A 24,891-nucleotide genomic window follows, 5' to 3' on the forward strand; every position below is an offset into this window, starting at 1 on the left:
ATGCTGCGGGTCCAAGTGTTTCAGCGCTTTAAAGCAGGTCTTCCTGAAGAAACTCCTACAAGGCGGGTAACCGGGCGCAAAACCGTGGTCCTGTCGCTCTGATTTGTCGGAGGTCTTTCGCAGGATTGATGGTCTTTTGCCGTGTTCCTCCGCCTCAGGCCTGTTTGCGAAGCCGGACGCCCGCATGACGCCGTTCAACAATGCTCCGCCGTCGCCGTCCCCGGTGCCAGGGCATTCTGCAGCTTTCGGCTTTGGCCGTCGCAATGATCGATGCGATAAAGCGGTTTCGGGCTTTCATGGGCTACTCCTGCCGGCTCCGTTCTGGATCAAACCATCTGAGAGGCTTTTTCGGTAATCAATGCGTCGGCAATAAGGCGCAGGCATGGAAAAGCCCCGGCAGCGCCCGAATAGGCCTGCCATATTCCGCGTTGAACGCCCGTGCTGCAGGGGGAATGGGGAGCTGGGCCTGAGCCTAAAGCCTGATGCAGGAAATCAACCGGCCGTAGTCGGCTTCCTTGTCATGGGTGGTGCGGCGGTAGGAGTAAAAGCGCGCGGGATCGCTATAGGTACAATGGCGGGTCCATTCCGCCTCTGCGATGCCAAGGCTGCGCAGCTTGTGCAGCCCAAGACCGGGCAGGTCAAACAGGAAGCGATCGCCGGTCCCATTTGCAAAGAAACGCGCGTTGTCCGGGTTTTCGGCCATGAAACTGTCGAAGAACTCAGGCCCCACCTCATAGGCGCGCTGTGAAATCGTCGGGCCGATGACGGCCTTGATCCGCGTGCGGGATGCGCCAAGGTCCACCATCGCGTCGACGGTGGCCTCCAGCACGCCGTCCAGCGCCCCGCGCCAGCCGGCATGGGCGGCGCCGATCACCCCGGCATCGCTATCGGCAAACAGCACCGGCTGACAGTCGGCGGTCAGGATCGACAGGGCAATTCCCGGTCTGCGTGTCACCATCGCATCCGCCGAGGCCTGCGTGTCTCCCACCTCTTCGATCACGACCACATCCGGGGAATGGACCTGATGGACCCGGGCCAGGTCGGCGGGCGCGACCTCCATCGCCGCGGCGACCCGGGCGCGGTTCATTTCCACAGCCTCGCGTTGATCAGAAGAGCCGAGCCCGCAATTCAACCCTTCGAAAATCCCGGAAGAGGCGCCGCCGCGACGGGTAAAGAACCCGTGGCGCAGCGGAGACAGCAGATCCGATGTGAGAATTTCCAGCGTCATGACTGAAGCCCCGGTGGTGGAGTCGCCGTGGTGGGGTAAAGGCCCAGCACCTTGAACAGGTTTCCCATTTCCTCGGGGTGCGTCAACCGCCGATGTGCGGCGATCAGGCTTTCGAGCGCTTCGCCTTGCAGGGGGGCGGCCAGGGCGCGGGCGCGCTCGGTCACGCCGAGGCGTTCCAGAAACACGCCTTGGGGCGTCAGCCGGGTTGCGGCGCATCCCGCCGCACGACCCGCCTCGGTCAGGGGTTCGAAATCCACATGGGTGGTGAGATCCGCCGTGCCCGGTGCCTCCAGCGGATCTGAGGGGGCGTGATCGCGCAGCGCCTGCAGCGTGTCGCCCAGCGAGCGCCAGTCGCCATAGTCGATAATCAGCGCCGCGCCGCCATGAGTGGCGATGCGGGCCGCAATGGCGGCGGTGATCGGGGCTGCCGCTTCGCAGAGTTCAACCAGATCGCCATCGCGGGTGTCTTCCAGCCGGTGCGCCAGTGCGCTCTGATCTGCCACGGGACCCAGCCCGAAGGTCAGGCAGCCTTCGGCGCGGCCAATGCGTTTCTCCCGCCAGCCGGACCCGTCGCGCAGGAATTGGCGCACGGGCAGGGCGTCGAAAAACTCGTTGGCGACCAGGAACAGCGGCTGTCGCGGCAGGTCGTCGATCACGTCGTGCCAGATCGGAGCGTAGCCCTTCAGCGTCTCGGCCTGGGTCTTGCGCAGGGTGGGGGAGGCCTCGACCAGGTGCAGCTGCATGGCGTCGTGAAAGCCCGGTACGGCGCGGGTGGCGCGCAGAAGGTCGGCCATCAAGGTGCCGCGCCCCGGGCCCAGTTCTGCCAGCGTGAACGGCGCGGGCGATCCTTGATCCAGCCAGGTCTGCGCCAGGCACAGGCCCAGCAGCTCGCCGAACATCTGGCTGATCTCGGGCGCCGTGGTGAAATCGCCAGAAGCCCCCAAGGGATCGCGGGTGGTGTAATAGCCGTATTGCGGGTTGAGCAGGCATTCGGCCATGTAATCGGCCAGGCTCAGCGGGCCGTCGATGTCGATGCGGGCGATAAGGTGGTCGCGCAGGCTCATGGCGCGGCCCTTTTGTGGCGCAGGGATTTGAGCACAAAGACCAGCCCCAGCGCGATCATCGGCAGCGACAGCATCTGCCCCATGGTCAGCCCGTAGCCGCCGATATGCCAGGCAAGCCCCAGGGGGTTGCCGGGCGATACGAATTGCGCGTCGGGTTGGCGGACGAATTCAACCAGGAACCGCGCCGTGCCATATCCGGCCAGAAAGGTTCCAAGGACTAGACCTGGGGTAAGGAATGCCGTCTTGCGGAGGGTCAGCCACAACAGCACAGCCCCCAGGATCAACCCCTCCAGAGCGGCCTCATATAGCTGCGACGGGTGGCGCGCACAGATCTCTCCCAGCGCCTGGCCGCAGTCCTGTGCAGCCTGTCCCGGAAAGGCGACGCCCCAGGGCAGGTCGGTCGCGCGCCCCCAAAGCTCGGCGTTGATGAAATTCGCCAGCCGTCCCAGCATCAGCCCCCAGGGCACGGTAAAGGCCACCAGATCCGCCATCTGTAGCTTTGGAATGCCCTGGCGCGCCGCATAGATCCAGGAGGCCAGCACCACCCCGATCAGACCTCCATGAAAGGCCATGCCGCCCTCCCAGATGCGCAGGATCTGCGAGGGGTTCGAAAGGTAATAGCCGGGCTGGTAGAACAGCACGAAACCGAGCCGCCCGCCGAGGATGACGCCAAGGATGATCCAGGTCAGCAGATCCTCGACCTGTGCGGGGCGCATCGGCGCCTGCTGCCCGGGCCACAGCATGGGGCGCTTCAAGGCCATCACCGCAAGACGCCAGGCGATCACAATGCCGACGATATAGGCCAGCGCGTACCAGCGCAGGGCGAACTCCATTCCGAACAGGGGGATGGAGAAGATCTCGGGCGATAGGTCGGGGAATTTGATCAGGGCGTGCATATGCGACTGAATGCCTTTGCCGGGGAATGGAAGTCAACGGGGCGCAGGCAATGGCTTGCCCATGGCCCTTTGGTTGCCCATATAGGGCATAAGCCTGAAACGGAGAAGACGATGCAGAGCCGCAACAAGATCCTGGACGACATTTCCCAGCTGATGACCAATGCGATGGGCGTTGCCCACGGTGCGCGCGAAGAGGCCGAGACGGCGATGAAGGGCATGATCGACCGCTGGCTGGCGGATCGTGATTTTGTCACGCGAGAGGAATTCGACGCTGTACGCGCCATGGCTCAGAAGGCCCGCGAAGAGAATGAAGCGCTGAAAGCCCGCCTTGATGCGCTGGAAGCCACGACCAAGGGCTAAGCCCTGATTGGCAGCGGGCGCGGTCTGCCCTGAAATGCGGATCGCGTCCCGCACGGGCCGGGGTGCGCGTCGCCAAGCGCCTGTCTGCGTCCGGCATCCCGCCTCAGCACAAGCCGTGCCGCTAGAAGCGATGCCAAGATAGGTCATGCCGATATTTTGGGTGGCTTTTCACTTCATCCACAACTTATTGCAGATATCCCCAAATAAAGGGTTGCCAGCGCCGGCCTGCGCCGCCACCATATCTGGTATGGGAGCGGGGATGCCTCCCCGTTCTTTTGAGCGCAAAGCTAGCTTTTGTAGGCACGCAGAGGTCTCGGGCTAGGTACCAGGGAGGTGGCATCATGGCCCTATCCGAGCATCATCTGGAAGACGATATCCACCCTATCGACATCGTTGAAAACATCGCCTCCCACCACGACTGGGATTTCGATCGCATCGGTGACGATCAGATCGCCATGGCGGTCGAGGGGCAGTGGCGCACCTACTCGGTCACCCTGGCCTGGTCTGGCTATGAGGAAACCCTGCGCCTGGTCTGCAGTTTTGAAATGGAACCGCCCGAGGACAAGCTGCCGCAGCTTTACGAGCTGTTGAACCTGATCAACGACCAATGCTGGGCGGGCTCCTTTACCTATTGGGCCGAGCACAAGCTGATGCTCTATCGCTATGGGTTGCTCCTGTCGGGCGGGCAGGCGGCCAGCCCCAGCCAGATCGATGCGATGATCCAGGCGGCGGTCAGCAACTGTGAGCGGTATTACCCGGCGGTGCAGCTGACCACCTGGGCCGGGCATGCGCCGAAGGAGTCGTTGCAGGTCGCCATTGCAGAGGCCTACGGGCGCGCGTAAACCTTTGCCCCGAGACTGACAGATCAAATGGGGCAGGGACAATGGATATGACGGAAATCGCGGATCGCGGGCTGGTTCTTCTGGGCTGCGGCAAGATGGGATCGGCGATGCTGGCGGGCTGGCTGGAGGGCGGATTGCCTGCCGCCTCGGTCTGGGTGCTGGATCCCTATCCGTCGGATTGGCTGAAATCCACCGGCGTTGCCATCAACCAGGGCCTGCCCCAAAATCCGGCCATCGTGCTGATCGCGGTGAAGCCGCAGATGATGGGCGATGCGCTGCCGGGCCTGCAGGCGCTGGGCAATGGGGATACGCTGTTCATCTCCGTGGCGGCAGGGATTTCCTGCGCCAGTTACGAGGCGATGTTGGGCGACAAGACCCCCATCGTGCGCGCCATGCCCAACACACCTGCCGCCATCGGGCGCGGGATCACCGCCCTGATCGGCAACAGCCAGAGCGGGGCGCAGCATATGGACATGGCAGAGGCGCTCTTGTCTGCCATCGGTCAGACGGTGCGCCTGCAGTCCGAGGATCAGATGGATGCGGTGACCGGCGTCAGCGGCTCTGGTCCGGCCTATGTCTTTCACCTGATCGAGACGCTGGCTGCCGCGGGAGAGGCGCAGGGCCTGCCCGCAGATCTGGCGATGCAGCTGGCCAAGGCCACGGTGGCGGGCGCCGGTGCCCTGGCCGAAGCGGCGGATGAGAGCCCCGAACAGCTGCGCATCAATGTGACCAGCCCCAATGGCACCACCCAGGCGGCGCTTGAGGTGCTGATGGACAAGGAAAGCGGCTTCCCCAGCCTGCTGAACCGCGCAGTCGCGGCGGCGGCCAACCGATCCAAGGAGCTGTCCGGTGGCTGAGATTTCCTTTGATGACTTCCTAAAAGTCGACATCCGCGTCGGCCAGGTGGTACGGGCCGAACCCTATCCGGAGGCGCGCAAACCGGCGATCAAGATGTGGATCGATTTCGGTGATGAGATCGGCGAGAAAAAGACCTCGGCCCAGGTGACGGCGCATTACACGCCGGAGAGCCTTGTGGGCAAACAGGTGCTGGCCGTGGTGAATTTCCCGCCGCGCCAGATTGGTAAGTTCATGTCCGAGGTGCTGGTGCTGGGCCTGCCGGATGAGGCGGGCGAAGTCTGCCTGATCGGCCCCGACGCCCCGGTTCCGCTTGGTGGAAGGATGCATTGACCATGAAGCTTTGGATCACACGGCCGATGACGGCGGCGGTCGAGGCGCGCGCGCGTGCCGAATTCGATGTGGACATCCGCCCGGATACGGGCGTGCTCAGCCGCCAGGAGATGCAGCGGGCACTGCGCGACTATGACGTTGTGGTGCCAACGCTGGGCGACCTTTTCTCCGCCGATGTCTTTGCTGCCGTACCCGATCCGCGCTGCCGCCTGCTGGCGAATTTCGGTGTCGGCTACAACCACATCGATGTGCAGGCGGCTCAGGCTGCCGGTGTGGCCGTGACGAACACGCCGGGGGCGGTCACAGATGCCACCGCCGATATCGCCATGACCCTGATCCTGATGTCGGCGCGCCGCGCGGGCGAGGGGGAGCGGCTGGTGCGCTCGGGCACCTGGGAGGGCTGGCACCCGACCCAGATGCTGGGCCAGCATGTGACCGGCAAGACGGTTGGCATCGTGGGTCTGGGCCGGATTGGCGCGGCCATCGGGCGGCGCTGTCATTTCGGCTTTGGCATGACCGTGCTCTACACCGCGCGCAGCGACAAGGATCCGGGCTTTCCGGTCAGCCGCAGCACTGACCTGGCCGCGATGGCGGCTGAGGTGGATTTCCTGGTGGTGGCCGTGCCCGGCGGCGCTGAAACGCGGCATCTGGTGGATGAGGAGATCCTTGCCGCCATGCAGCCCCATGCGCATCTGATCAATATCGCCCGGGGAGAGATCGTGAAGGAGGCGGCCCTGATCGCGGCCCTGAACGAAGGCCGGATCGCGGGCGCGGGCCTTGATGTCTACGAGTTCGAACCCAAGGTGCCAGAGGCGCTCTGCGCGCTTGATACAGTGACCCTGTTGCCGCATCTGGGCACCGCCACCGAAGAGGTGCGCAGCAACATGGGGCAGATGGCGCTGGACAATGTGGCGGCCTTCCTGGCCGGAAAGGCGCTGCCGAACCCGGTCTGAGGCGCAGGATCCTTGGGGCTGAGCCTGAGTGGGCTCAGACCGCGCTGCGGTCCCCCATCGCCTCGCGCCAGTGGCGGCGGCACAGCGGAACATAGGTCTCATTGCCGCCGATTTGAACCTGGTCGCCGGTCGTGATCGCGTCGCCGTTTTCGTCCTGGCGGATCACCATGGTGGCCTTCTTTCCGCAGTGGCAGATGGTGCGCACCTCGCGCATCTCGTCGGCGAGCGCCAGAAGCGTGGCGGAGCCGGGAAACAGCTTGCCCTGAAAATCCACCCGCAGCCCATAGCACAGCACCGGCACGCGCAGATCATCCACCACCCGCGCCAGCTGCCAGACCTGATCGTCAGAGAGGAACTGTGCCTCATCGACAAAGATGCAGGCCACCGGCCCCTGGGCCAGCCGCGATGTGATCTTGGCAAAAAGGTCTTCGTCCGGGGCAAAGACATCGGCGGTTGCACTGATTCCGATCCGCGAGGCGATCCGCCCCTCTCCGGCGCGATCATCGATCTGCGCGGTCAGCAGATAGGTCTCCATATTGTTTTCGCGGTAGTTGTGCGAAGCCTGCAGCAGCACCGTCGACTTGCCCGCGTTCATGGTGGAGTAGTGAAAATAGAGCTTTGCCATGAGCGGCGGTTTATCCTTTGGCCGGGTCATTTGGAACCGTAAATCGCCACCGTTTACGCCCTATGCCCCGGCGCAGGGTGCGCAGGGTTCGCCTGCAGGGCGATGGGGGTGATGGTCGGGGCAGGGAAGGGAGAAATTGCGCCCTGACGTGGCAGGCTGATCGATCCGGGCCGCAGCAGGCCCCAAGGGTGGATCTGAACAGAAACCGCCGCGCAGGGCGCAGACCAAAAACAGGAGGCTCCTCAGCCAGAAACCTGGCCGGGGAACAGTCCCAAACACAGAAGCCAACCCCACTCACGAAAGTCTGCTTCACCCCAAAATGATGCAAAATGGCATCTGGGACACTCACTAAATCCCTGAAAACCAGAGGGATGGATCAAGTATTGCAATTCGTCTAAAAGAGATTCATGGGAAATTAATAATTTCATTCCCCGCCTGGCAAGGCGGCATACTGAGTGAGACTACATGGCAGATATCGGCACCTACCTGAAGAAGCACACGGAAGCCCTGGTCAAGGACGTCGGTATCGAGGCGGCCTGTCAGATCACCGGCAAATCCAAGGCGACGCTGGGGCGCTATTACTCCGACAATGCCGAACATGCGGAACGGTTCATGCCGGTGGATTCCGTAGCCAAACTGGAAGGTGCTGCCTCATTCCCCCATGTGACGGCCGCGCTGGCAGATCTGAAGAACATCACGCTCTCCTATAACCAGTCAGAAGAGAGCGCGGCGGGCGGGCGTAACTCCGGCGGTGTGAACGCGGATGTGATCGCGTTGAGCCAGCGCTTTGCGACACTGATGAGCGAGTATCAGGAAGCCATTGCCGACGGGATCATCACCGTGAACGAAGCCAAGCGCCTGTTGCGTGAAACGGTTCTGTTGCAGCAGGTCCTGCTGGAGATGAAACTGCACCTGGAAGAAGAAAGCGCCTGACGCGTTTTCTCAGGCTTGTTTGCCCTTGATGCATGAGATCAGCCCCGCAGGGCGCCGCTCACGCGTGGCGGCGCAACAGGGCTGATCCCACCGAGTATCCTGCTCCGAAGGAACAGATCAGGCCGATCTCCTGATCGCCCATGTCATCGGAATTCTGCGAAAAGGCGATGATCGAGCCGGCCGACGAGGTATTGGCATAGTCCTGCAGGATATTGGGCTGCTCTTCCGGTGTGGGGGTGCGGCCCAGGACCTTCTTGCCGATGAAATCGTTCATCGACTTGTTGGCCTGATGAAGCCACAGGCGCTTCAGATCGGTGTTTGCGACGCCGCTGTCACTCAGGTGGTCTGCGATATGGCTGCTGACCAGCGGCAGCACTTCCTTGAACACCTTGCGCCCGTTCTGCATGAACTGCATGTCGCGGCGGTCCTCCACCCCGTCAGGGCGCGAGCGGCGCAGGAAGCCGTTGTTGTTGCGGATATTGTTGGAGAACTCGGTGGCGCAGCGGGTCGAGAGGATCTCGAAATGCGGTCCCTTGGCGTCTTCGATCCGTTCCACCAGGGTTGCGGTTGCCACGTCGCCAAAGATGAAATGGCAATCCCGGTCGCGCCACTCCAGATGGCCGGAACAGATCTCGGGGTTGACCACCAGCGCCGAACGGATGCTGCCTGAGCGGATCATGTCGGCCGCCACCTGCAGGCCGAAGGTGGCCGAGGAACAGGCCACGTTCATGTCAAAGGCAAAGCCGTCGATGCCCAAGAGCTTCTGGATCTCGATGGCGACCGCCGGGTAGGCGCGCTCCATGTTGGAGGCCGCACAGATCACCACATCGACATCGGAGGCCGTTTTGCCCGCCTGGGCCAGAGCCTTGTTCGCGGCATCCACCGCCATTTCCGCCATGATGCCGGGTTCCTCGTCGTTGCGCTGGCGCAGCAGCGGGTGCATCACCTCGGGATCAAGAATGCCGCTCTTGTCCATCACGAAGCGCTGCTCGATGCCGGAGGCCTTGACGATGAACTCCTCCGAGGAATGCTGCATCGGTTCCATCTCGCCCGCGGCGATGGCCTCGGCATTCTGCGCGTTCATGCGGTCGGCATAGGCGTTGAAGGCCTCGACCAGTTCGGCATTGGTGATGACCTGCGAGGGAGTGAAGACCCCGGTGCCGGTGATGGCAGCTGTGTACATTGTAAAGGAACCCTGAGTTTTCAAAGTGCCGTCAATCTGGTCATTTTGCCACAGGAAGGTCAAGCCCGCAGCGCGGGTGCCGCAAGGGAAAGAGGCCGTCTTCTGTGAAGTTCTTCACATGAATATTTCATTTTATGAAGTAATTTGGGGCGAATCCCCCCATGGGGTGATATCCGCCCGATGGAGACGCCAGGGGGCATCGCGTTTCGCCGCGCATGAGCAGAGATAGTCATGACTGACGAAGAAAACCGGTTTTCTCCCGAAACCCGTGCATTGATGGGGGTCTTTGCGCTCTATTGGAAGATGGACGCCGTGATCGACCAGACGCTTCTGACACCGCAGATGGGGCGGCTGGAAGGGCGGGTGCTGTTGCAACTGGATCAGCCCCGTAGGATGGGGGCATTGGCGCAATTGCTGCTGACGGGGCCGCCATCGGTGACGGCTGCGGCAGATCGGTTGCAGAACATGGGGCTGGTGCGACGGGCTCCGGATCCCGACGACCGGCGCGCCCTCGTGTTGCAGCTCACCGAACAGGGGTGGGAGATGCGGCGCCAATTGGAAGCCGGGGCGAGCGCCCTGTTTCGTCAGGTGTCCGGGCTGAGCGATGACGAGATCAAGCAGTTCGCGGCGCTGTCCATGAAAATCCATGATACCATTACCGGCACCGGGGAGATCCTGAAGGATCCCAGCCAAACAGGAGACAAAGAATGACACGATTTCGTCAATTGGCGCTTTGGGTGCTGCCGATGGTTGCCCTGTCGATGCTGGGCCAGACCGCTCCGGTTTTGGCGCAGGAACCGGCAAAGCCGGTCAAGCTGATCCAGACGCAGGCCGGGAACGTCCTGGTGGAGCGGCAGTTCTTTGGCCAGGTGGCCGCCAAGCAGAGCGTCGATCTGGCCTTTCAGGTCGGCGGCCAGGTGGTGCTGTTTCCGGTGGCCCAGGGCGGCGTGGTGCCGCAAGGGCAGATGGTGGCACAGCTGGACCTGGAACCTTTCGAGCTGCAACTGGAGCAGGCGCGGCTGCAAAAGGAACAGGCGGATCGCACTGTCGCCCGTATGGAGAAACTGTCTGGCACCGTCAGTCAGGTGTCGATCGACGATGCGGAAACCCAGGCAGGGCTCGCGGGCGTTGCGCTGCGGGATGCCGAATATGCGCTCAAACATGCCACATTGACCGCGCCGTTTGAGGCGCTGGTCTCCAGTCGCGAAGTGGACCGTTTCACCACGGTCAGCGCCGGGACCCCCATCGTGCGCCTGCATGACATGTCCGAACTGCACATCAAGGTGGATGTGCCGGAGATTCTGTTCCAACAGGCAGATCAGAGCAACAAGGTGGAGATCACCGCCTCTTTCCCGGGCTGGGACGCCAGCTATCCGGTCGAGATCCTCGAATTCGATGCAGAGGCCAGCAGCGTCGGGCAGACCTATCTCGTCACCTTTCGCCTGGCGCCGCCAAAGGATCGGCAGATCCTGCCCGGTGCCTCGGTCTCTGTGCGGGTGAAGGTGAATACCGGTGTTGCGGCGATCATCCTGCCCGCCACCGCCATCGTGATGTCCCCCGCCGGGGAAACCGGCGTTATGGTGTTCAGCCCGAGCGGGGCCGACAGCGGAACCGTGACGTGGCGCGCGGTCACCGTCGCGCCGACCCAGGATGGTGCCTTTGCGGTATCGCAGGGCTTGAGCGGCGGTGAAGAGGTGGTTCTGACCGGCGGCCATGCCTTAAGCGACGGGCAAGCGGTGCGCCGCTTTGCCGGTTTTGCGAACTGAGGGCGCACCTATGGACATCGCACGCGGATCTATCGAAAAACCGATCCTCACCTGGCTGGTGATGCTGATCGCCCTGTTTGGCGGCATCTGGGGGTTCCTGTCGCTGGGGCGGCTGGAGGATCCGGCCTTCACCATCAAACAGGCGGTGATTGTCACGCAATACCCCGGTGCCACGGCGGAACAGGTGGCGCTGGAGGTCTCCGAGCCGCTGGAATCGGCGATCCAGAAGATGGCCGAGGTGGATATCATCACCTCCATCAACCAGCCGGGCCAATCGCTGATCGAGGTGGAGATCAAATCGACCTATGACGGCAGTGAGCTGCCCGCGGTCTGGACCAAGCTGCGCGCCAAGATCCGCGATGCGGCGCAATCCCTGCCCGACGGCACGCGGCAGCCGATTGTGAATGATTCCTTCGGGGATGTATTCGGCCTGTTCTACGCGGTGACCGCGGAAGGGTTCAGCGACGGTGAAAAACACGAGCTGGCAACCTTTCTGAGGCGCGAATTGCTGACCGTGGAAGGGGTGGCCGATGTGGAGGTCTCGGGCCTGCCGGACGAGGCGATCTACGTGGAGCCAGATATCGCGGTGTCGGTCAATCTCAACGTGCCGATGACGGCGATTGCCAATGCCATTGCCACCTCGAACTCGGTGCGCCCGGCGGGCAAGCTGGACGCAGGCGATTCCGATACACGCCTGTTGGCGCCCAATGGATCGGACAGCGTGAGCGAGATTGCCGGCCTGTCGGTCGGGGTCCAGGGCGAGGTCATCAACGTGATCGACATGGCCAAGGTCCACCGGGGCCGGGTTGCCGATCCCAAGCTGATCGTGCGCTACAACGGAACCGAGGCCTTTACCCTGGGCGTGGCCGGGATCGCCTCGGAAAACATCGTGGATGTGGGCAAGAACGTCGATGCCAAGCTGGCGCAGCTGGATCGGGATATTCCCTATGGGGTCAAACTGCAGCCGATCTACCAGCAGCATGTGGTGGTGGAGCAGGCCTCCAATGACTTCCTGGTCAACCTGGCCATGTCCGTTGTCATCGTGGTGGTGGTTCTGGCGCTGTTCATGGGGCTGCGGGCGGCTGTGGTCGTCGGTGCGACCCTGCTGCTGACGGTGGTGGGCACGCTCTTGTTCATGAACCTGTTCAGCATCGAGATGGAGCGGATCTCCCTTGGGGCGCTGATCATTGCCATGGGGATGCTGGTGGACAATGCCATCGTGGTCGCCGAAGGCATGCAGATCGCCATGCTGCGCGGGAAAAGCTCCCGCGAGGCGGCGCATGAGGCTGCCAGCAAGACGCAGATCCCGCTATTGGGGGCCACGGTCATTGGCATCATGGCCTTTGCCGGGATCGGCCTCAGCCCGGATTCGACCGGCGAATTCCTGTTCTCGCTTTTTGCGGTGATCGCCATTTCGCTGCTGCTGAGCTGGCTGCTGGCGCTGACCGCGACGCCGCTGCTTGGGCATTACTTCTTCAAGCGCGGCACCGGTGCCAGCGGCGATGAATACGGCGGGGTGGTGTTTCGGGCCTATGGAGCCATCTTGCGCCTTGCGCTGAAACTGCGCTGGCTGGTGGTGGTGGGGCTGATTGTCCTGACCGGGGCCTGCTATGTTGGCTTTGGCCAGGTGAAACAGGCCTTCTTCCCGGATTCCAACACACCGCTGTTCTTCGTGCATCTGAAGCTGCCGCAGGGCACCGCGATTGACACCACCTCGACCCAGTTGAAACGGATCGAAGACTGGCTGGGGGAGCGGGAGGATGTCGTCTCGACCGCCGCCTTTGTGGGGCAGGGGGCAACCCGCTTCATGCTGACCTATTCGGCTGAGAAGGCCAACCCGAGCTATGGGCATCTGATCATCCGCGCCACGGGCCTGGAGGATATTCCTGCCCTGCAGGCGGATCTTGAGGCCTTTGGGCGGCAGAACTTCCCCGAGGCGGAGTTCCGCACCAAACGGCTGGTCTTTGGTCCGGGCGGCGGTGATCCCATCCAGGTGCGGTTTTCCGGTCCCGACCCGATGGTCCTGCGCCAGTTGGGGCAAGAGGCGATGACACGGCTGTCGGCGGCCTCCGAGGATATCCTGAGCGTGCGGCACAATTGGCGCGAACAGGAGCTGGTGCTGAAACCGGTCTATGCCACCGACCGGGCCCAGACCGCCGGTGTCACCCGCGAAGACATTGCCGACACCCTGCAGTTCTCGACCGATGGTCTGACGGCCGGCATGTTCCGGGAACGCGACCGGTTGATCCCGATCGTGCTGCGCCGTGCACCGGAGGACGAGCATAACATCATGGATCAACTGGTGTTCTCGACCTCCTCCAACAGGTTCCTGCCGCTGGAGCAGATGATCGACGGGATCGATGTGCAGGTGGAAAACACCCTGGTGCATCGCCGCGACCGGGTGTTCACGCTGACCGTCGGTGCGGATATCTCGCCGGATGTAACGGCGGCGACCGTGTTCAAATCGGTGCAGGGCAGCATCGAAGAGATGGCCCTGCCGCCGGGCTACCGGATGGAGTGGGGCGGGGAACACGAAAGCTCTGCCGACGCCAACGCGAGCCTTGGCGCGCAATTGCCAGTCTCGCTGCTGATCATGGTGCTGATCTCGGTGCTTTTGTTCAACGCAATCCGTCAGCCGGTGATCATCTGGCTGCTGGTGCCGATGTCGGTCAATGGCGTGGTGATCGGCCTTCTGGGAACGGGCATGCCCTTCACCTTTACTGCGCTTCTGGGGCTGCTCAGCCTGTCGGGGATGCTGATCAAGAACGGTATCGTCCTGGTCGAGGAGATCGACCTGGTCCGCGCCGAGGGGCGCCCGCTGCGGGCGGCCATCGTCGAGGCCTCGGTGTCGCGTCTGCGCCCGGTGATGCTGGCCGCGATCACCACGATCCTAGGAATGGTGCCGCTGCTGACGGATGCCTTCTTCGTTTCGATGGCGATCACCATCATGGGCGGGCTGGCCTTTGCCACCGTGCTGACCCTGGTGGCGGCGCCGGTCTTCTACCTGATCTTCTTTGCCCGCGAAGACAGGCAGGCCGCAGCCTGATCGGGTATCGGCAACCTTTTGCAATAAGACCAAGGCCCCGGGTTTTCCGGGGCCTTGGTCTTATTATTGAGGCTGTGATTGGGTGCCAGCCGTAGGGTGTTGACCCCGTTTTGGATCACTCAACAATGCCCGCCGTATCGGGGAAAAGCCGCGCCGCCCTAGATCAGCGGAATAAGCGGTACGTCGCAGGCCGACAGGGTGACAAGGCCAAGAAAGAGGACGATCAGGCGCATCATGAGCGCTCCTTTTGTTGCTGCTCTGCCTGCAGCAGACCGTATTGCAGGGCGGGGGTCAAACCATTTTGCCAAGGCTTGCCAATTCGTTCGACCGGCAGACCGATACAAGGCGACGGATAAACCCCTATGCAAACAAGGGGATCTGGGGCAGGATCGGGACAGGTTCAACAACCGGCAAAGGAGCAATCCATGAAAAAGCCATTTGTGAACACCATATTGATTTCATGCTTTTCCCTCTGCGCCGCCCCTGTATTTTCAGAAGGCAGCGGTGGTGATCATGCCGGGGCCGAGGTTCCCGACGCGGTGATTGCCGAGCAGCGCCGGACCCTGGCGGAGAACACGTTGTTCGCGGGCTTTGGTCCGCAGGCGCCACGGGACATCGACCGGGCAGGGGGCAGCAACCGTGTGCGGTTCGGGACGGCACCGGATTATCGCGAGATGAACCTCTGCAATATCCATTTCCACGAAAGCGCCGAACATCGCGGCGGTGAGTTCACGACCTATGTCGGCAATGGCGATGGCCATGGCTATGGCAGCGGCTACGCATACTCCGGCGCGCTGAGCGCAGCCGAGCTTGCGCCCTTTGATCAGGAGGTCGGCGCCACCGCACATGGCGGCCTGGAACCGGGCGACACAATCGAAGTGCACTATGTCTTCACCACCGCCCGGGTGGATCCCGGTCCGACGCTGGGCTCCTGCCTGAGCGATGCGATCGGGAATCCGCAGTTGCGCGTCGAGGCGCAGGTCTATGTGCTGGTCAACGATGACGCGGCGCTTGATTTCACCAGGCTGACCCGGCTGGAAAAGAAGAACGGCCTGACCCAGGCGATCAATATCCCCAGCGATACCGGACGCCCGGTGGTATATGCAGGCTCTACCACCGGCCCCGGCTACAATGAGAAAGGCTCGCCCTTTCAGGTGACCTGGTCGGTCCGGCCAAAGGTGGCCAAGGTCAGCATCCAGTCGGTCGCCAAGTGGCTGGCCTACAACCCCTTTGACGAAGACCACGCCCACGGGGTGCGCAACCTTGTGATCAATCCGGATCTGTTGTCGGAGATTGGACGGTAGGTGACCGTGCGCGCCCAAGGGGATCTGCAAAAGCCCGGTGAAGGGGCGTAGGTCTCCATGTGGAGGTAGAAAAAGGCCCCGGAGATACTCCGGGGCCTTTGGCATTCTGCAAAACGGGGGACCTTACCCCTGCAAGCTCTTGACCTGCACTTCCCCTTCAGCCTGGGCCTTGATCGCCAGGGCGGCGGCATGGGCGCCGGCGGCGGTGGTGAAATAGGGGATTTTGTCGTAAAGCGCGACCGAGCGCATTTCCTTGCTGTCCTCGACCGCCTGGGCGCCTTCGGTGGTGTTCATCAGGATCTGCACATGGCCGTCCTTCAGCAGATCCACCACATGCGGGCGGCCCTCATAGACCTTGTTGACGCCCTCACAGGGCACGCCATGGCCGTCCAGCCAGGTCTTGGTGCCGCCGGTGGCCACCAGGGTAAAGCCCTGCTCGATCAGGATCTTGGCGGCCTCCAGCATGGTGGCGCCCTTGTCGGCATCCTTGATCGAGATGAAGGCGCGGCCCGAGGACGGCAGCACCATGCCCGCGCCCATCTGTGCCTTCAGGAAGGCGCCGGCAAAGGAGCGATCCCAGCCCATCACCTCACCGGTGGAGCGCATTTCCGGGCCAAGCAGCGTGTCGACGCCTGGGAAGCGGGCAAAGGGCAGCACTGCTTCCTTGACCGAGAACCAGGGCATATTCGGGTCGGCCAGGGTCATCGGATCGGCCATCGGCACGTCCACGTCGTAACCGGCATCGGGTTCATACGGCGCACGCTGCGGGAAGGCGGACAGTTTCTCGCCCGCCATGATGCGCGCGGCAATCGACGCGATGGCGCTGTCGGTGGCCTTGGCAACAAACGGCACGGTGCGGCTGGCGCGCGGGTTCACCTCGATCAGGAAGATCTCGTCGCCCTTGATCGCGAACTGCACGTTCATCAGACCGACCACATTCAGCGCCTTGGCCAGCGCGTGGGTCTGGGTCTTGATCTCTTCGATCACATCCTTGGACAGCGAATAGGGCGGCAGGGAACAGGCGCTGTCGCCCGAGTGCACGCCGGCCTCTTCGATGTGCTGCATGATGCCCGCCACATGCACGTCGGTGCCATCGCAAAGCGCATCCACATCCAGTTCGACCGCACCGGCCAGATAGCTGTCGAGCAGCACCGGGCTGTCGCCCGAGACCACCACGGCCTCGTTGATGTAGCGTTTCAGTTGGTCCATGTCGCGCACGATCTCCATCGCGCGGCCACCCAGAACATAGGAGGGGCGAATGACCAGCGGGAAGCCGATTTCTTCGGCGATTTTCAGTGCCTGCGCATCGGTGGAGGCAATGCCGTTATGCGGCTGCTTTAGGCCCAGCTTGTTCACCAGATCCTGGAAGCGTTCGCGGTCTTCGGCGAGGTCAATGGCGTCCGGCGTGGTGCCGAGGATCGGAATGCCCTCGTCCTGCAGCGCATTGGCCAGTTTCAGCGGGGTCTGACCGCCGAACTGAACGATGACGCCATGCAGGGTGCCGTTCGCTTGCTCGGCCCGCAGGATCTCCATCACGTGTTCAAAGGTCAGCGGTTCGAAATACAGCCGGTCCGAGGTGTCATAGTCGGTCGACACGGTTTCCGGGTTACAGTTGATCATGATGGTTTCATAACCGGCATCCGTCAGCGCATAGCACGCGTGACAGCAGCAGTAGTCGAACTCGATCCCCTGGCCGATCCGGTTCGGGCCACCACCCAGGATCACGACCTTCTTGCGGTCGGACGGGCGCGCCTCGCATTCCACCTCACCCATCATCGGGGTTTCATAGGTGGAGTACATATAGGGGGTCTGCGCCTCGAACTCGGCTGCGCAGGTGTCGATCCGTTTGAACACGGCATTGACGCCCAGGTTCTGACGGGCGCGGCGCACGTTGTCCTCGTCGCGGCCGGTGAGGGCGCCAAGGCGGGCATCGGTGAAGCCCAGCATCTTGAGCGCGCGCAGTTCGTCTTCGCGCATCGGCAGGCCGGTCTTGCGCAGGTCCCGCTCGGCCTCGACGATTTCGCGGATGCGGGCCAGGAACCAGGGGTCGAACTTGGTAACGCCCTGGATTTCGTCGTCGCTCAGGCCGTGACGCATCGCCTGGGCAATGGTGCGCATCCGGTCCGGGGTCTGCTTGCTGATCGCCTTGATGACGGCAGCCTTGTCATCGCCGGTTGCCTCGTCCCAGAGGCCGGCTTTCATGCCGGGGATTTCCACCTCGTCAAAGCCGGTCAGGCCCGATTCCATCGAGGCCAGCGCCTTTTGCATGCTTTCGTGGATGGTGCGGCCAATGGCCATCGCCTCGCCCACGGATTTCATCGCGGTGGTCAGGTAGGGTTCGGAGCCGGGGAATTTCTCGAAGGCGAATTTCGGGATCTTGGTGACGACATAGTCGATGGAGGGCTCGAACGATGCGGGCGTCACCTTGGTGATGTCGTTGTCCAGCTCGTCCAGCGTGTAACCCACCGCCAGTTTTGCGGCGATCTTGGCGATCGGGAAGCCGGTCGCCTTGGAGGCCAGCGCAGAGGAGCGGCTGACGCGCGGGTTCATCTCGATCACCACCATGCGGCCATCGGCGGGGTTCACCGCCCATTGCACGTTGGAGCCGCCGGTTTCCACGCCGATCTCGCGCAGCACCTCGATCGAGGCGGTGCGCATCATCTGGTATTCCTTGTCGGTCAGCGTCAGGGCCGGGGCCACGGTGATCGAATCGCCGGTGTGCACACCCATCGGATCGACGTTCTCGATCGAGCAGACGATGATCGCATTGTCCGCCTTGTCGCGGACCACTTCCATTTCATACTCTTTCCAGCCCAAGAGGCTCTCGTCGACCAGGATCTGGTTCACGGGCGAGGCATCCATGCCGGAGCGGCAGTAGTGGATGTAATCTTCGCGGTTATAGGCCACGCCGCCGCCGGTGCCGCCCAGCGTAAAGGCGGGGCGGATGATCGCGGGCAGGCCGACCTCCTCCAGCGCTTCCAGCGCCAGTTGCACGCCTGCATCCAGATCGGCGGTGCCATTTTCGCGGGTGGGGGCGGTGATGATCGAGGCGCGCGGGTTTTCCAGGCCAAGACGATCCATCGCTTCGCGGAACAGCTTGCGGTCTTCTGCCATTTCAATGGCTTCGCGCTTGGCGCCGATCATTTCGACGCCGAATTTCTCCAGCACGCCCATCTCTTCAAGCGCCAAGGATGTGTTGAGGCCGGTCTGCCCGCCCATGGTCGGCAGCAGTGCGTCGGGACGCTCTTTCTCGATGATCTTGGCGACGACCTCGGGCGTGATCGGCTCGATATAGGTGGCATCGGCCAGGCCCGGATCGGTCATGATGGTGGCGGGGTTGGAGTTCACCAGGATCACCCGGTAGCCCTCTTCGCGCAGCGCCTTGCAGGCCTGAGCGCCGGAATAGTCGAATTCGCAGGCCTGCCCGATGATGATGGGCCCCGCACCAATGATCATGATCGACTGGATGTCGGTTCTTTTTGGCATGGCCTTGTGTCCTTCGATTGTGCGCGCGGAATGTGGGTCGAGTCACCGGGCGCCCCCAGCGCCCAAATTGTCCTGCGTTATAGGGACAGAGCAAAAAGGTGCAAGGGGGATTGGCGCGGCGCTGCAAAATGCCGCTTTTGGCTCATGGCCCCCACCTTACCCTATACTGGCCGACATAGGCACGATGCAGTGAATTTTGCGCGCAATATGGGGGGTGAAACCCGTCGCAGAGGGCCTCGGGCCTTGACTTCCGCAGGCGCAGCAGGTGTATCGGCGCAAAGCTTTCGGAAGCCTTCCGAGCCCAATTGCCCGTTTCAGCCGAAAAGAGGCCAACCCATGCACGCATATCGCAGCCATACCTGCGCCGAACTGAACAAATCCAACGTGGGCGACACCGTGCGCCTGTCCGGCTGGGTCCATCGTGTCCGCGACCACGGCGGCCTGTTGTTCATCGACCTGCGCGACCACTATGGCATCACCCAGGTCATGGCCGATCCCGACAGCCCGGTCTTTGCCGAGATCGAGAAGGTGCGCTCGGAATGGTGTATCCGCATCGACGGCAACGTGCTGGCGCGCGATGAAAGCCTGGTGAACCCCAAGATCCCCACCGGCGAGATCGAAGTCTTCATCCGCGATATCGAGGTTCTGGGCAAGGCCGAGGAACTGCCGCTGATGGTTTTCGGCGATCAGGAATACCCGGAGGAAACCCGCCTGCGCTATCGCTACCTGGATCTGCGCCGCGAGAAGATGCAGAACAATATGGTGCTGCGCTCGCAGATGATCCAGTCGATCCGCAAGCGCATGTGGGACAAGGGCTTCAACGAATACCAGACGCCGATCATCACCGCATCCTCGCCCGAAGGCGCGCGCGACTTCCTGGTGCCGTCCCGTTTGCATCCGGGCAAGTTCTACGCCCTGCCGCAGGCGCCGCAGCAGTTCAAGCAGCTGATGATGGTCTCGGGCTTTGACAAGTATTTCCAGATCGCGCCCTGTTTCCGCGATGAGGACCCGCGCGCCGACCGTTCGCCCGCGGACTTCTACCAGCTGGACATGGAGATGTCCTTTGTCACCCAGCAGGATGTCTTTGATACCATCCAGCCGGTGATGCAGGGTGTCTTCGAGGAATTCGGCGGTGGCCGCAAGGTCGATACCGAATGGCCGCAGATCTCCTACAAGGATGCCGCCAAATGGTACGGCAGCGACAAGCCGGACCTGCGCAACCCGATCAAGATGCAGGATTGTTCCGAGCATTTCCGCGGCTCGGGCTTTGCCATCTTCGCCAAGCTGCTGGAGCAGGAGGGCACCGAGGTGCGCGCCATCCCCGCGCCCACGGGCGGCAGCCGCAAGTTCTGCGACCGCATGAACAAGTTTGCCCAGGGCGAGGGCCTGCCGGGCATGGGCTATATCTTCTGGCGCGACCAGGGCGAAGGCATGGAGGCCGCAGGTCCCCTGGCCAAGAACATCGGCCCCGAGCGCACCGAGGCGATCCGCCAGCAGCTGGGGCTCGGCGTCGGCGATGCGGCCTTCTTCCTGGGCGGCAAGCCCAAAGCGTTTGAGGCCGTCGCAGGCCGCGCCCGCAATGTGATCGGCGAGGAACTGGGCCTCATCGACAAGGACCGTTTTGCCTTTGCCTGGATCGTCGATTTCCCGATCTACGAACAGGACGAGGAAACCGGCAAGATCGATTTCGAACACAACCCCTTCTCGATGCCGCAGGGCGGGATGGAGGCGCTGGACGGCGATCCGCTGAAGGTGCTTGGTTACCAGTATGACCTCGCCTGCAACGGCTACGAGCTGGTCTCGGGCGCGATCCGGAACCACAAGCCGGAAATCATGTTCAAGGCCTTCGAGATTGCCGGTTACGGCAAGGAAGAGGTCGAGAAACGCTTTGGTGGCATGGTCAACGCCTTCCAGTATGGCGCACCGCCCCACGGTGGTTGCGCGGCGGGTATCGACCGGATGGTAATGCTCTTGGCCGATGAAGCCAACATTCGCGAGGTCATCATGTTCCCGATGAACCAGCGCGCCGAGGATCTGATGATGTCGGCGCCAAGCGAGCCGATGGCCGAGCAGCTGATGGAACTGGGCCTGCGCGTGATCCCGCAGGATCAGTAACCGGCCAAGGCGCCAATGAATGCGACCGAAGCCCGGAGCCTCTTGCTCCGGGCTTTTTGCATGTCTGCGCCGGAACCGGCGGGGATCTGCGTATGACGGATTATGGGCTTTGGAACCGCGGGCCCGCGGTCGTATCATTGCGCCTGCAAACGCAACATGTGGACGGGAACAATAACGGATGCTGTTTGATCCAGACTTGGCTGCCATCCGATTTGGCTGTGGTCTGTCGCCGGTGATTGACCCGCCAACGTCGGTCGATGCCATGCTGACTGCTCTGAACGGGCCGGATGACATGGCCCGGCTCTATCCGGTGCAGGCGTTTGATGCAGCCCTTGGGGATACCGACACATATCGGGCGTTGCGGGCCAAACGCCAGAAACTGCGAAACAAGTCCGGATATGACGCCGCTGACGAGGCCTTTCGCGCGTATCGGCGGCAAAAGCGCATCGACCGGCTGCAGATGTTCTCGCAGCGTCTGTTGCGCTATGCGCGCAGCTCGGATGGGTTGCGCGAAAGGTTGACCCTGTTCTGGGCAGATCATTTCACCGCAAAGGGCCGGCGCGGGGCCTTCTTGCACCTGGCCACGCCCTATGCCGAAACCGCGATCCGCGCCAATATCTCGGGGCGGTTCGAAGACATGCTGATCGCGGCAGTGACCAACCCGTTGATGCTGCATTATCTGGATCAGAATATCTCGGCAGGTCCCAACAGTCCGGCGGCGCAGCGGCGCGAACGGGTCGGCGGTTTGAACGAGAACCTCGCGCGCGAAGTGCTAGAGTTGCACACCCTTGGGGTGGACGGTCCCTACAGCCAACAGGACGTGCGTCAGTTGGCAGAGCTTTTTACCGGCCTCAGCTACACTCTGAAATCGGGGTTCAGTTTCAAGCGGGGCTTGGCCGAGCCGGGCAGCGAGCAGGTTCTTGGACGGTCCTATGGCGCGCTCAAAGGTGATCTGCAGCCGGTCCTGCAGGCGCTGCGTGATCTTGCACGCCATCCGGCCACCGCCAGGCACATCGCGCGCAAACTTGCCGTTCACTTCGTCGCGGACCAGCCGGATCCCGATCTGGTTGCCCATGTGGAGGCCCGGTTTCTCCAGACCGGTGGCTACCTTCCGGATGTCTATGGGGCGCTGCTGGAACATCCCGCAGCCTGGCAGCCAAGCCTGAACAACGTGAAGCCCCCCTTTGATTTCATCGGGTCGACCTGCCGGGCCATGGCGGTGACGCCCGAGGCGATCACGCAGCTGACCCCGCGCCAGTTGGCTCGCATCTTCTCTGCTCCGATGGCCCTGATGGGACAGAAATGGGAGGATGCCGCAGGGCCGGATGGATGGGCCGAGGAAGACGGCTACTGGATCACCCCGCAAAACCTGTCGGCCCGGCTGCGCTGGGCTCTCGCGGCGCCGCAGCGATTGACCTCGGCACTTCCCGATCCGCGCGCCTTCGCCACGGGCGGTCTTGGTCGCTTTGCCGATGGAAAAGTTCTTTTTGCAGCGGGGGCTGCCGAAACCCAGGCCGAGGCGATCGGCCTTGTGCTATGCGCCCCGGCGTTTCAGCGTCGTTAGAGCAGGAGAGTTGAGCATGGATCCGTCCCGCCGGAGTTTTCTGACCCGCAGCGCTGCGCTGGGCTGCTGTCTTGCCGCCAGCCCGCTGATGACGCCGGTCAGCTTTGCCTCCGCCCCCTGGGAGGGGCGGCTGGTGGTGATTATCCTGCGTGGCGGCATGGATGCGCTGGATGTGGTGCAACCCTATGGCGATCCCGCATATGCGGCCCTGCGTCAGAAACTGCGCGGCGGGCCGCAGCATGGCGGGCTGGATCTTGACGGGTTTTATGCCCTGCATCCGGCCCTGGCGCCGCTGATGCCGCTGTGGCGGGCAGAGGAGCTGGGCTTTGTGCACGCGGTCTCGACACCCTATCGGGACAAGCGGAGCCATTTTGACGGCCAGGATCTCTTGGAGGCGGGCACGCCTGGGCTGGGAGACCGGCGCGATGGCTGGCTCAACCGTCTGTTGCAGGTGCAGCCCGGCGTCGAGGCCCGCACGGCCTTTGCCATCGGGCAGGGAGAGTTGAAGCTGTTGCAGGGGGCCGCGCCGGTTGCCGATTGGTCGCCGGATGCCTCCCTGCTGATCAGCGCCCAGGCCGAGCGTCTGGCCGGGTTGTTGATGGAGGACGATCCGCTGTTCCACGCGGCCCTGTCAGAGGCGCTGGACCTGTCCCGCGCAACGGTTGCGTTGCCTTCGGACGATTTGGGGACCTTGGATGCCCCTCAGATGGAGGTGATGGCGGGCATGCCCGCAGCGGCACCGGGGCAGGCTGATGTGAGAAAGGCCCATGTGAAAATCGCCGCCTATGCCGCCGAGCAACTGCGCGCCGACACCCGGATCGCCGCCTTTTCGATCAATGGCTGGGACACCCACAACCGGCAGGCGGCCACCCTGAACTCTGCCTTGGGACGGCTGTCCGATACTCTGCTGGAACTGAAGGCCGGGGTGGGGGCACAGGTCTGGGCAAAGACCGCGGTCATTGCCATGACGGAATTTGGTCGCACGGCGCGCGAGAACGGGACGGGCGGAACCGATCACGGAACCGGCGGCGCAATGGTGATGGCAGGTGGTGCGATCCGTGGCGGCAAGGTCTATGGCCGCTGGCCTGGGCTGGCAGAGGCAGATCTCTATGACCGGCGCGATCTGATGCCCACGGGCGATGTGCGCGCGGCGGCGGCCTGGATGCTGCGGGGGCTCACGGGCGTCAATCAGCCGGAGCTGGAACGGGTGATCTTCCCGGGGCTGGAGATGGGCGCAAACCCTGGCTTTCTGCGGTAGGCACCCGGTTTGACCTAGCGGTCACTCCGGTAGAACACAATCGCCTCATGGGTGCTGCGCTCGCGGTTCTGGCGGATTTCCCGTGCGGCCTGGCGGGCCTGGAGATAGAGAACGATGGCCAGGGTGGCCAGGGCGATCAGAATGACTTCGAGCATGTCAGATGGCGATCTTCCGTTCCAGGCGCTCCTGCACCATTCCGGCAAGCACGGCGGTTTCTGCCCCGACGGGCAGCCCGTTCAGGCGGGATTTGGCAAGATTGGCCGCGGCCGTGGCCAGCGGGCCATCGCCGGCGCTGCGGGCAACGCCGCTGACGAACTGGGCCAGGTAATCCAGGGTCTTGCCCTCGTGATCCTCGTTCAGCACATCCGCCGCATGGGCCATGTCATCGCGGAAGGCCAGAAGATCCGGTTCGATCGTTTCATCTGACAGGTCCTGCAGGCCCGCAGGCTGGCGCTCAGCGGGCAGGCGCGACAGGATGGCGTGCTGGAAGGCCGCCAAAGAGGTGATCGGCTTGGCCAGGAAGCCATCGGCCCCGGCTTCGAGCGCGGCTTCCGCGTTGTTCTCATCGCCTGAAATCGCAAGGATGACCGAAACGCGCGGGGTGACGCGGCTGATTTCGGAAATGAGTTCGGTGCCGGAACCATCGGGAAGGCCGACATCGGCGATCACCACCGAGGGGCGGTATTCCTTCAGGTGCCGCCGTGCCGATTTGAGGCAATCCGCGCGGCGGATGCGGGCACCGCTGCGCAGGCACAACAGGCGCAGCGCTTCGCATGCAAAGCGGCTGTCCTCGACCACCAGGATGGTCAGGCCAAGAAGCGGGCGCCGTTTCGTCGGCAAACGGTGGGCGGCAGCAAACAGTTCCGAATCGTCCATTACTCATACTCCTTGCGGGATACGAGCTGACGCTATGGATTTGAGGCTAATTACAAGTTAACGCCCGAGCATAGATCCGGCACAGATCCGGCGCGCGCCGTTGCGGGCAGGTCGTTGCGTCAGGATTGGGTCAATCGCAGGAGCCGTGCGCAATGGCGCACTTGCCCCGCCCCGGCCTCTGGCCTTAAGGAGGGGAAACAGGAT

Annotated in this window: 21 protein-coding genes; 13 read left to right on the plus strand and 8 right to left on the minus strand. The window is 63.0% G+C overall.

Annotation, left to right across the window (positions count from 1 at the left end; all coding sequences use genetic code 11):
- Positions 1-472 precede the first annotated feature (472 nt).
- From pgeF to lgt, 3 genes are read right to left on the minus strand one after another with little or no spacing between them, the layout of a single operon-like run.
- On the minus strand, positions 473-1,228 hold the full coding sequence (pgeF, locus tag PXK07_RS12530; RefSeq protein ID WP_274848658.1) for a peptidoglycan editing factor PgeF: 756 nt from the start codon (positions 1,226-1,228) through the stop codon (positions 473-475).
- Positions 1,225-2,292 carry a class I SAM-dependent methyltransferase gene (locus PXK07_RS12535; RefSeq protein WP_274848659.1) on the minus strand — a complete coding sequence of 356 codons (1,068 nt, stop codon included), beginning with the start codon at positions 2,290-2,292 and terminating at the stop codon, positions 1,225-1,227. The genes pgeF and PXK07_RS12535 overlap by 4 nt, the downstream gene beginning before the upstream one ends.
- The gene (gene lgt, locus PXK07_RS12540; protein WP_274848660.1) at positions 2,289-3,188 is read right to left on the minus strand and encodes a prolipoprotein diacylglyceryl transferase; all 900 of its coding nucleotides are present in this window, start codon (positions 3,186-3,188) and stop codon (positions 2,289-2,291) included. The genes PXK07_RS12535 and lgt overlap by 4 nt, the downstream gene beginning before the upstream one ends.
- A 111-nt stretch (positions 3,189-3,299) precedes the next feature.
- Between lgt and PXK07_RS12545 the strand changes: the two genes are divergently transcribed.
- The 5 genes from PXK07_RS12545 to PXK07_RS12565 all read left to right on the plus strand — a co-directional run bounded on the left by PXK07_RS12545 (position 3,300) and on the right by PXK07_RS12565 (position 6,531).
- On the plus strand, positions 3,300-3,548 hold the full coding sequence (locus PXK07_RS12545) for an accessory factor UbiK family protein (protein WP_274848661.1): 249 nt from the start codon (positions 3,300-3,302) through the stop codon (positions 3,546-3,548).
- A gap of 341 nt (positions 3,549-3,889) precedes the next feature.
- The gene (locus tag PXK07_RS12550; RefSeq protein WP_274848662.1) at positions 3,890-4,390 is read left to right on the plus strand and encodes a YbjN domain-containing protein; all 501 of its coding nucleotides are present in this window, start codon (positions 3,890-3,892) and stop codon (positions 4,388-4,390) included.
- Between the two features lie 41 nt (positions 4,391-4,431).
- The gene (proC, locus tag PXK07_RS12555) at positions 4,432-5,247 is read left to right on the plus strand and encodes a pyrroline-5-carboxylate reductase (protein WP_274848663.1); all 816 of its coding nucleotides are present in this window, start codon (positions 4,432-4,434) and stop codon (positions 5,245-5,247) included.
- On the plus strand, positions 5,240-5,578 hold the full coding sequence (locus PXK07_RS12560; protein ID WP_274848664.1) for a tRNA-binding protein: 339 nt from the start codon (positions 5,240-5,242) through the stop codon (positions 5,576-5,578). Before proC ends, PXK07_RS12560 begins: the two co-directional genes overlap by 8 nt.
- A 2-nt stretch (positions 5,579-5,580) precedes the next feature.
- Complete coding sequence (locus tag PXK07_RS12565; RefSeq protein WP_274848665.1) at positions 5,581-6,531, plus strand: 2-hydroxyacid dehydrogenase; 951 nt, start codon at positions 5,581-5,583, stop codon at positions 6,529-6,531.
- A gap of 34 nt (positions 6,532-6,565) precedes the next feature.
- Here the strand turns inward: PXK07_RS12565 and PXK07_RS12570 are convergent, their stop codons facing one another.
- Positions 6,566-7,156, minus strand: a complete 591-nt coding sequence (locus PXK07_RS12570; RefSeq protein ID WP_274848666.1) for a thymidine kinase — start codon at positions 7,154-7,156, stop codon at positions 6,566-6,568.
- 465 nt (positions 7,157-7,621) lie between these two features.
- Here PXK07_RS12570 and PXK07_RS12575 point away from each other — a divergent pair, with 465 nt between their 5' ends.
- Positions 7,622-8,089 (plus strand): hypothetical protein, encoded by a 468-nt coding sequence (locus tag PXK07_RS12575; protein WP_274848667.1) that lies wholly within the window; start codon positions 7,622-7,624, stop codon positions 8,087-8,089.
- 58 nt (positions 8,090-8,147) lie between these two features.
- Here PXK07_RS12575 and PXK07_RS12580 read toward each other — a convergent pair whose 3' ends face one another.
- Complete coding sequence (locus PXK07_RS12580; protein WP_274848668.1) at positions 8,148-9,272, minus strand: beta-ketoacyl-ACP synthase III; 1,125 nt, start codon at positions 9,270-9,272, stop codon at positions 8,148-8,150.
- A 231-nt stretch (positions 9,273-9,503) separates the two neighbouring features.
- Here PXK07_RS12580 and PXK07_RS12585 point away from each other — a divergent pair, with 231 nt between their 5' ends.
- The 4 genes from PXK07_RS12585 to PXK07_RS12600 all read left to right on the plus strand — a co-directional run bounded on the left by PXK07_RS12585 (position 9,504) and on the right by PXK07_RS12600 (position 15,388).
- Positions 9,504-9,983: a MarR family winged helix-turn-helix transcriptional regulator gene (locus tag PXK07_RS12585; protein WP_274848669.1), complete on the plus strand. Its 480-nt coding sequence runs from the start codon at positions 9,504-9,506 to the stop codon at positions 9,981-9,983.
- A gap of 35 nt (positions 9,984-10,018) precedes the next feature.
- Entirely contained in the window at positions 10,019-11,038 is a 1,020-nt protein-coding gene (locus tag PXK07_RS12590; protein ID WP_274848729.1) for an efflux RND transporter periplasmic adaptor subunit, read from the plus strand.
- A 10-nt stretch (positions 11,039-11,048) separates the two neighbouring features.
- On the plus strand, positions 11,049-14,084 hold the full coding sequence (locus tag PXK07_RS12595; RefSeq protein ID WP_274848670.1) for an efflux RND transporter permease subunit: 3,036 nt from the start codon (positions 11,049-11,051) through the stop codon (positions 14,082-14,084).
- 425 nt (positions 14,085-14,509) lie between these two features.
- The gene (locus PXK07_RS12600) at positions 14,510-15,388 is read left to right on the plus strand and encodes a delta-class carbonic anhydrase (protein ID WP_274848671.1); all 879 of its coding nucleotides are present in this window, start codon (positions 14,510-14,512) and stop codon (positions 15,386-15,388) included.
- A gap of 123 nt (positions 15,389-15,511) precedes the next feature.
- On the opposite strand, the gene carB is transcribed toward PXK07_RS12600, so the two are convergent.
- Entirely contained in the window at positions 15,512-18,874 is a 3,363-nt protein-coding gene (gene carB, locus PXK07_RS12605; protein WP_274848672.1) for a carbamoyl-phosphate synthase large subunit, read from the minus strand.
- A 336-nt stretch (positions 18,875-19,210) separates the two neighbouring features.
- On the opposite strand from carB, the gene aspS reads away from it, so the two are divergent.
- From aspS to PXK07_RS12620, 3 genes are all read left to right on the plus strand, one after another.
- Complete coding sequence (aspS, locus tag PXK07_RS12610) at positions 19,211-20,989, plus strand: aspartate--tRNA ligase (RefSeq protein ID WP_274848673.1); 1,779 nt, start codon at positions 19,211-19,213, stop codon at positions 20,987-20,989.
- Positions 20,990-21,167: 178 nt separating this feature from the next.
- The gene (locus tag PXK07_RS12615; RefSeq protein ID WP_274848674.1) at positions 21,168-22,553 is read left to right on the plus strand and encodes a DUF1800 domain-containing protein; all 1,386 of its coding nucleotides are present in this window, start codon (positions 21,168-21,170) and stop codon (positions 22,551-22,553) included.
- A 16-nt stretch (positions 22,554-22,569) separates the two neighbouring features.
- Positions 22,570-23,811: a DUF1501 domain-containing protein gene (locus PXK07_RS12620; protein ID WP_274848675.1), complete on the plus strand. Its 1,242-nt coding sequence runs from the start codon at positions 22,570-22,572 to the stop codon at positions 23,809-23,811.
- Between the two features lie 14 nt (positions 23,812-23,825).
- On the opposite strand, the gene PXK07_RS12625 is transcribed toward PXK07_RS12620, so the two are convergent.
- Both PXK07_RS12625 and PXK07_RS12630 read right to left on the minus strand, forming a co-directional pair.
- Positions 23,826-23,966: a hypothetical protein gene (locus tag PXK07_RS12625; protein ID WP_274848676.1), complete on the minus strand. Its 141-nt coding sequence runs from the start codon at positions 23,964-23,966 to the stop codon at positions 23,826-23,828.
- A gap of 1 nt (position 23,967) precedes the next feature.
- The gene (locus PXK07_RS12630) at positions 23,968-24,687 is read right to left on the minus strand and encodes a response regulator (RefSeq protein WP_274848677.1); all 720 of its coding nucleotides are present in this window, start codon (positions 24,685-24,687) and stop codon (positions 23,968-23,970) included.
- Positions 24,688-24,891: the final 204 nt, after the last annotated feature.

The sequence above is a fragment of the Phaeobacter sp. QD34_24 genome (assembly GCF_028890115.1).
Classification (GTDB): Bacteria; Pseudomonadota; Alphaproteobacteria; order Rhodobacterales; family Rhodobacteraceae; genus Phycobacter.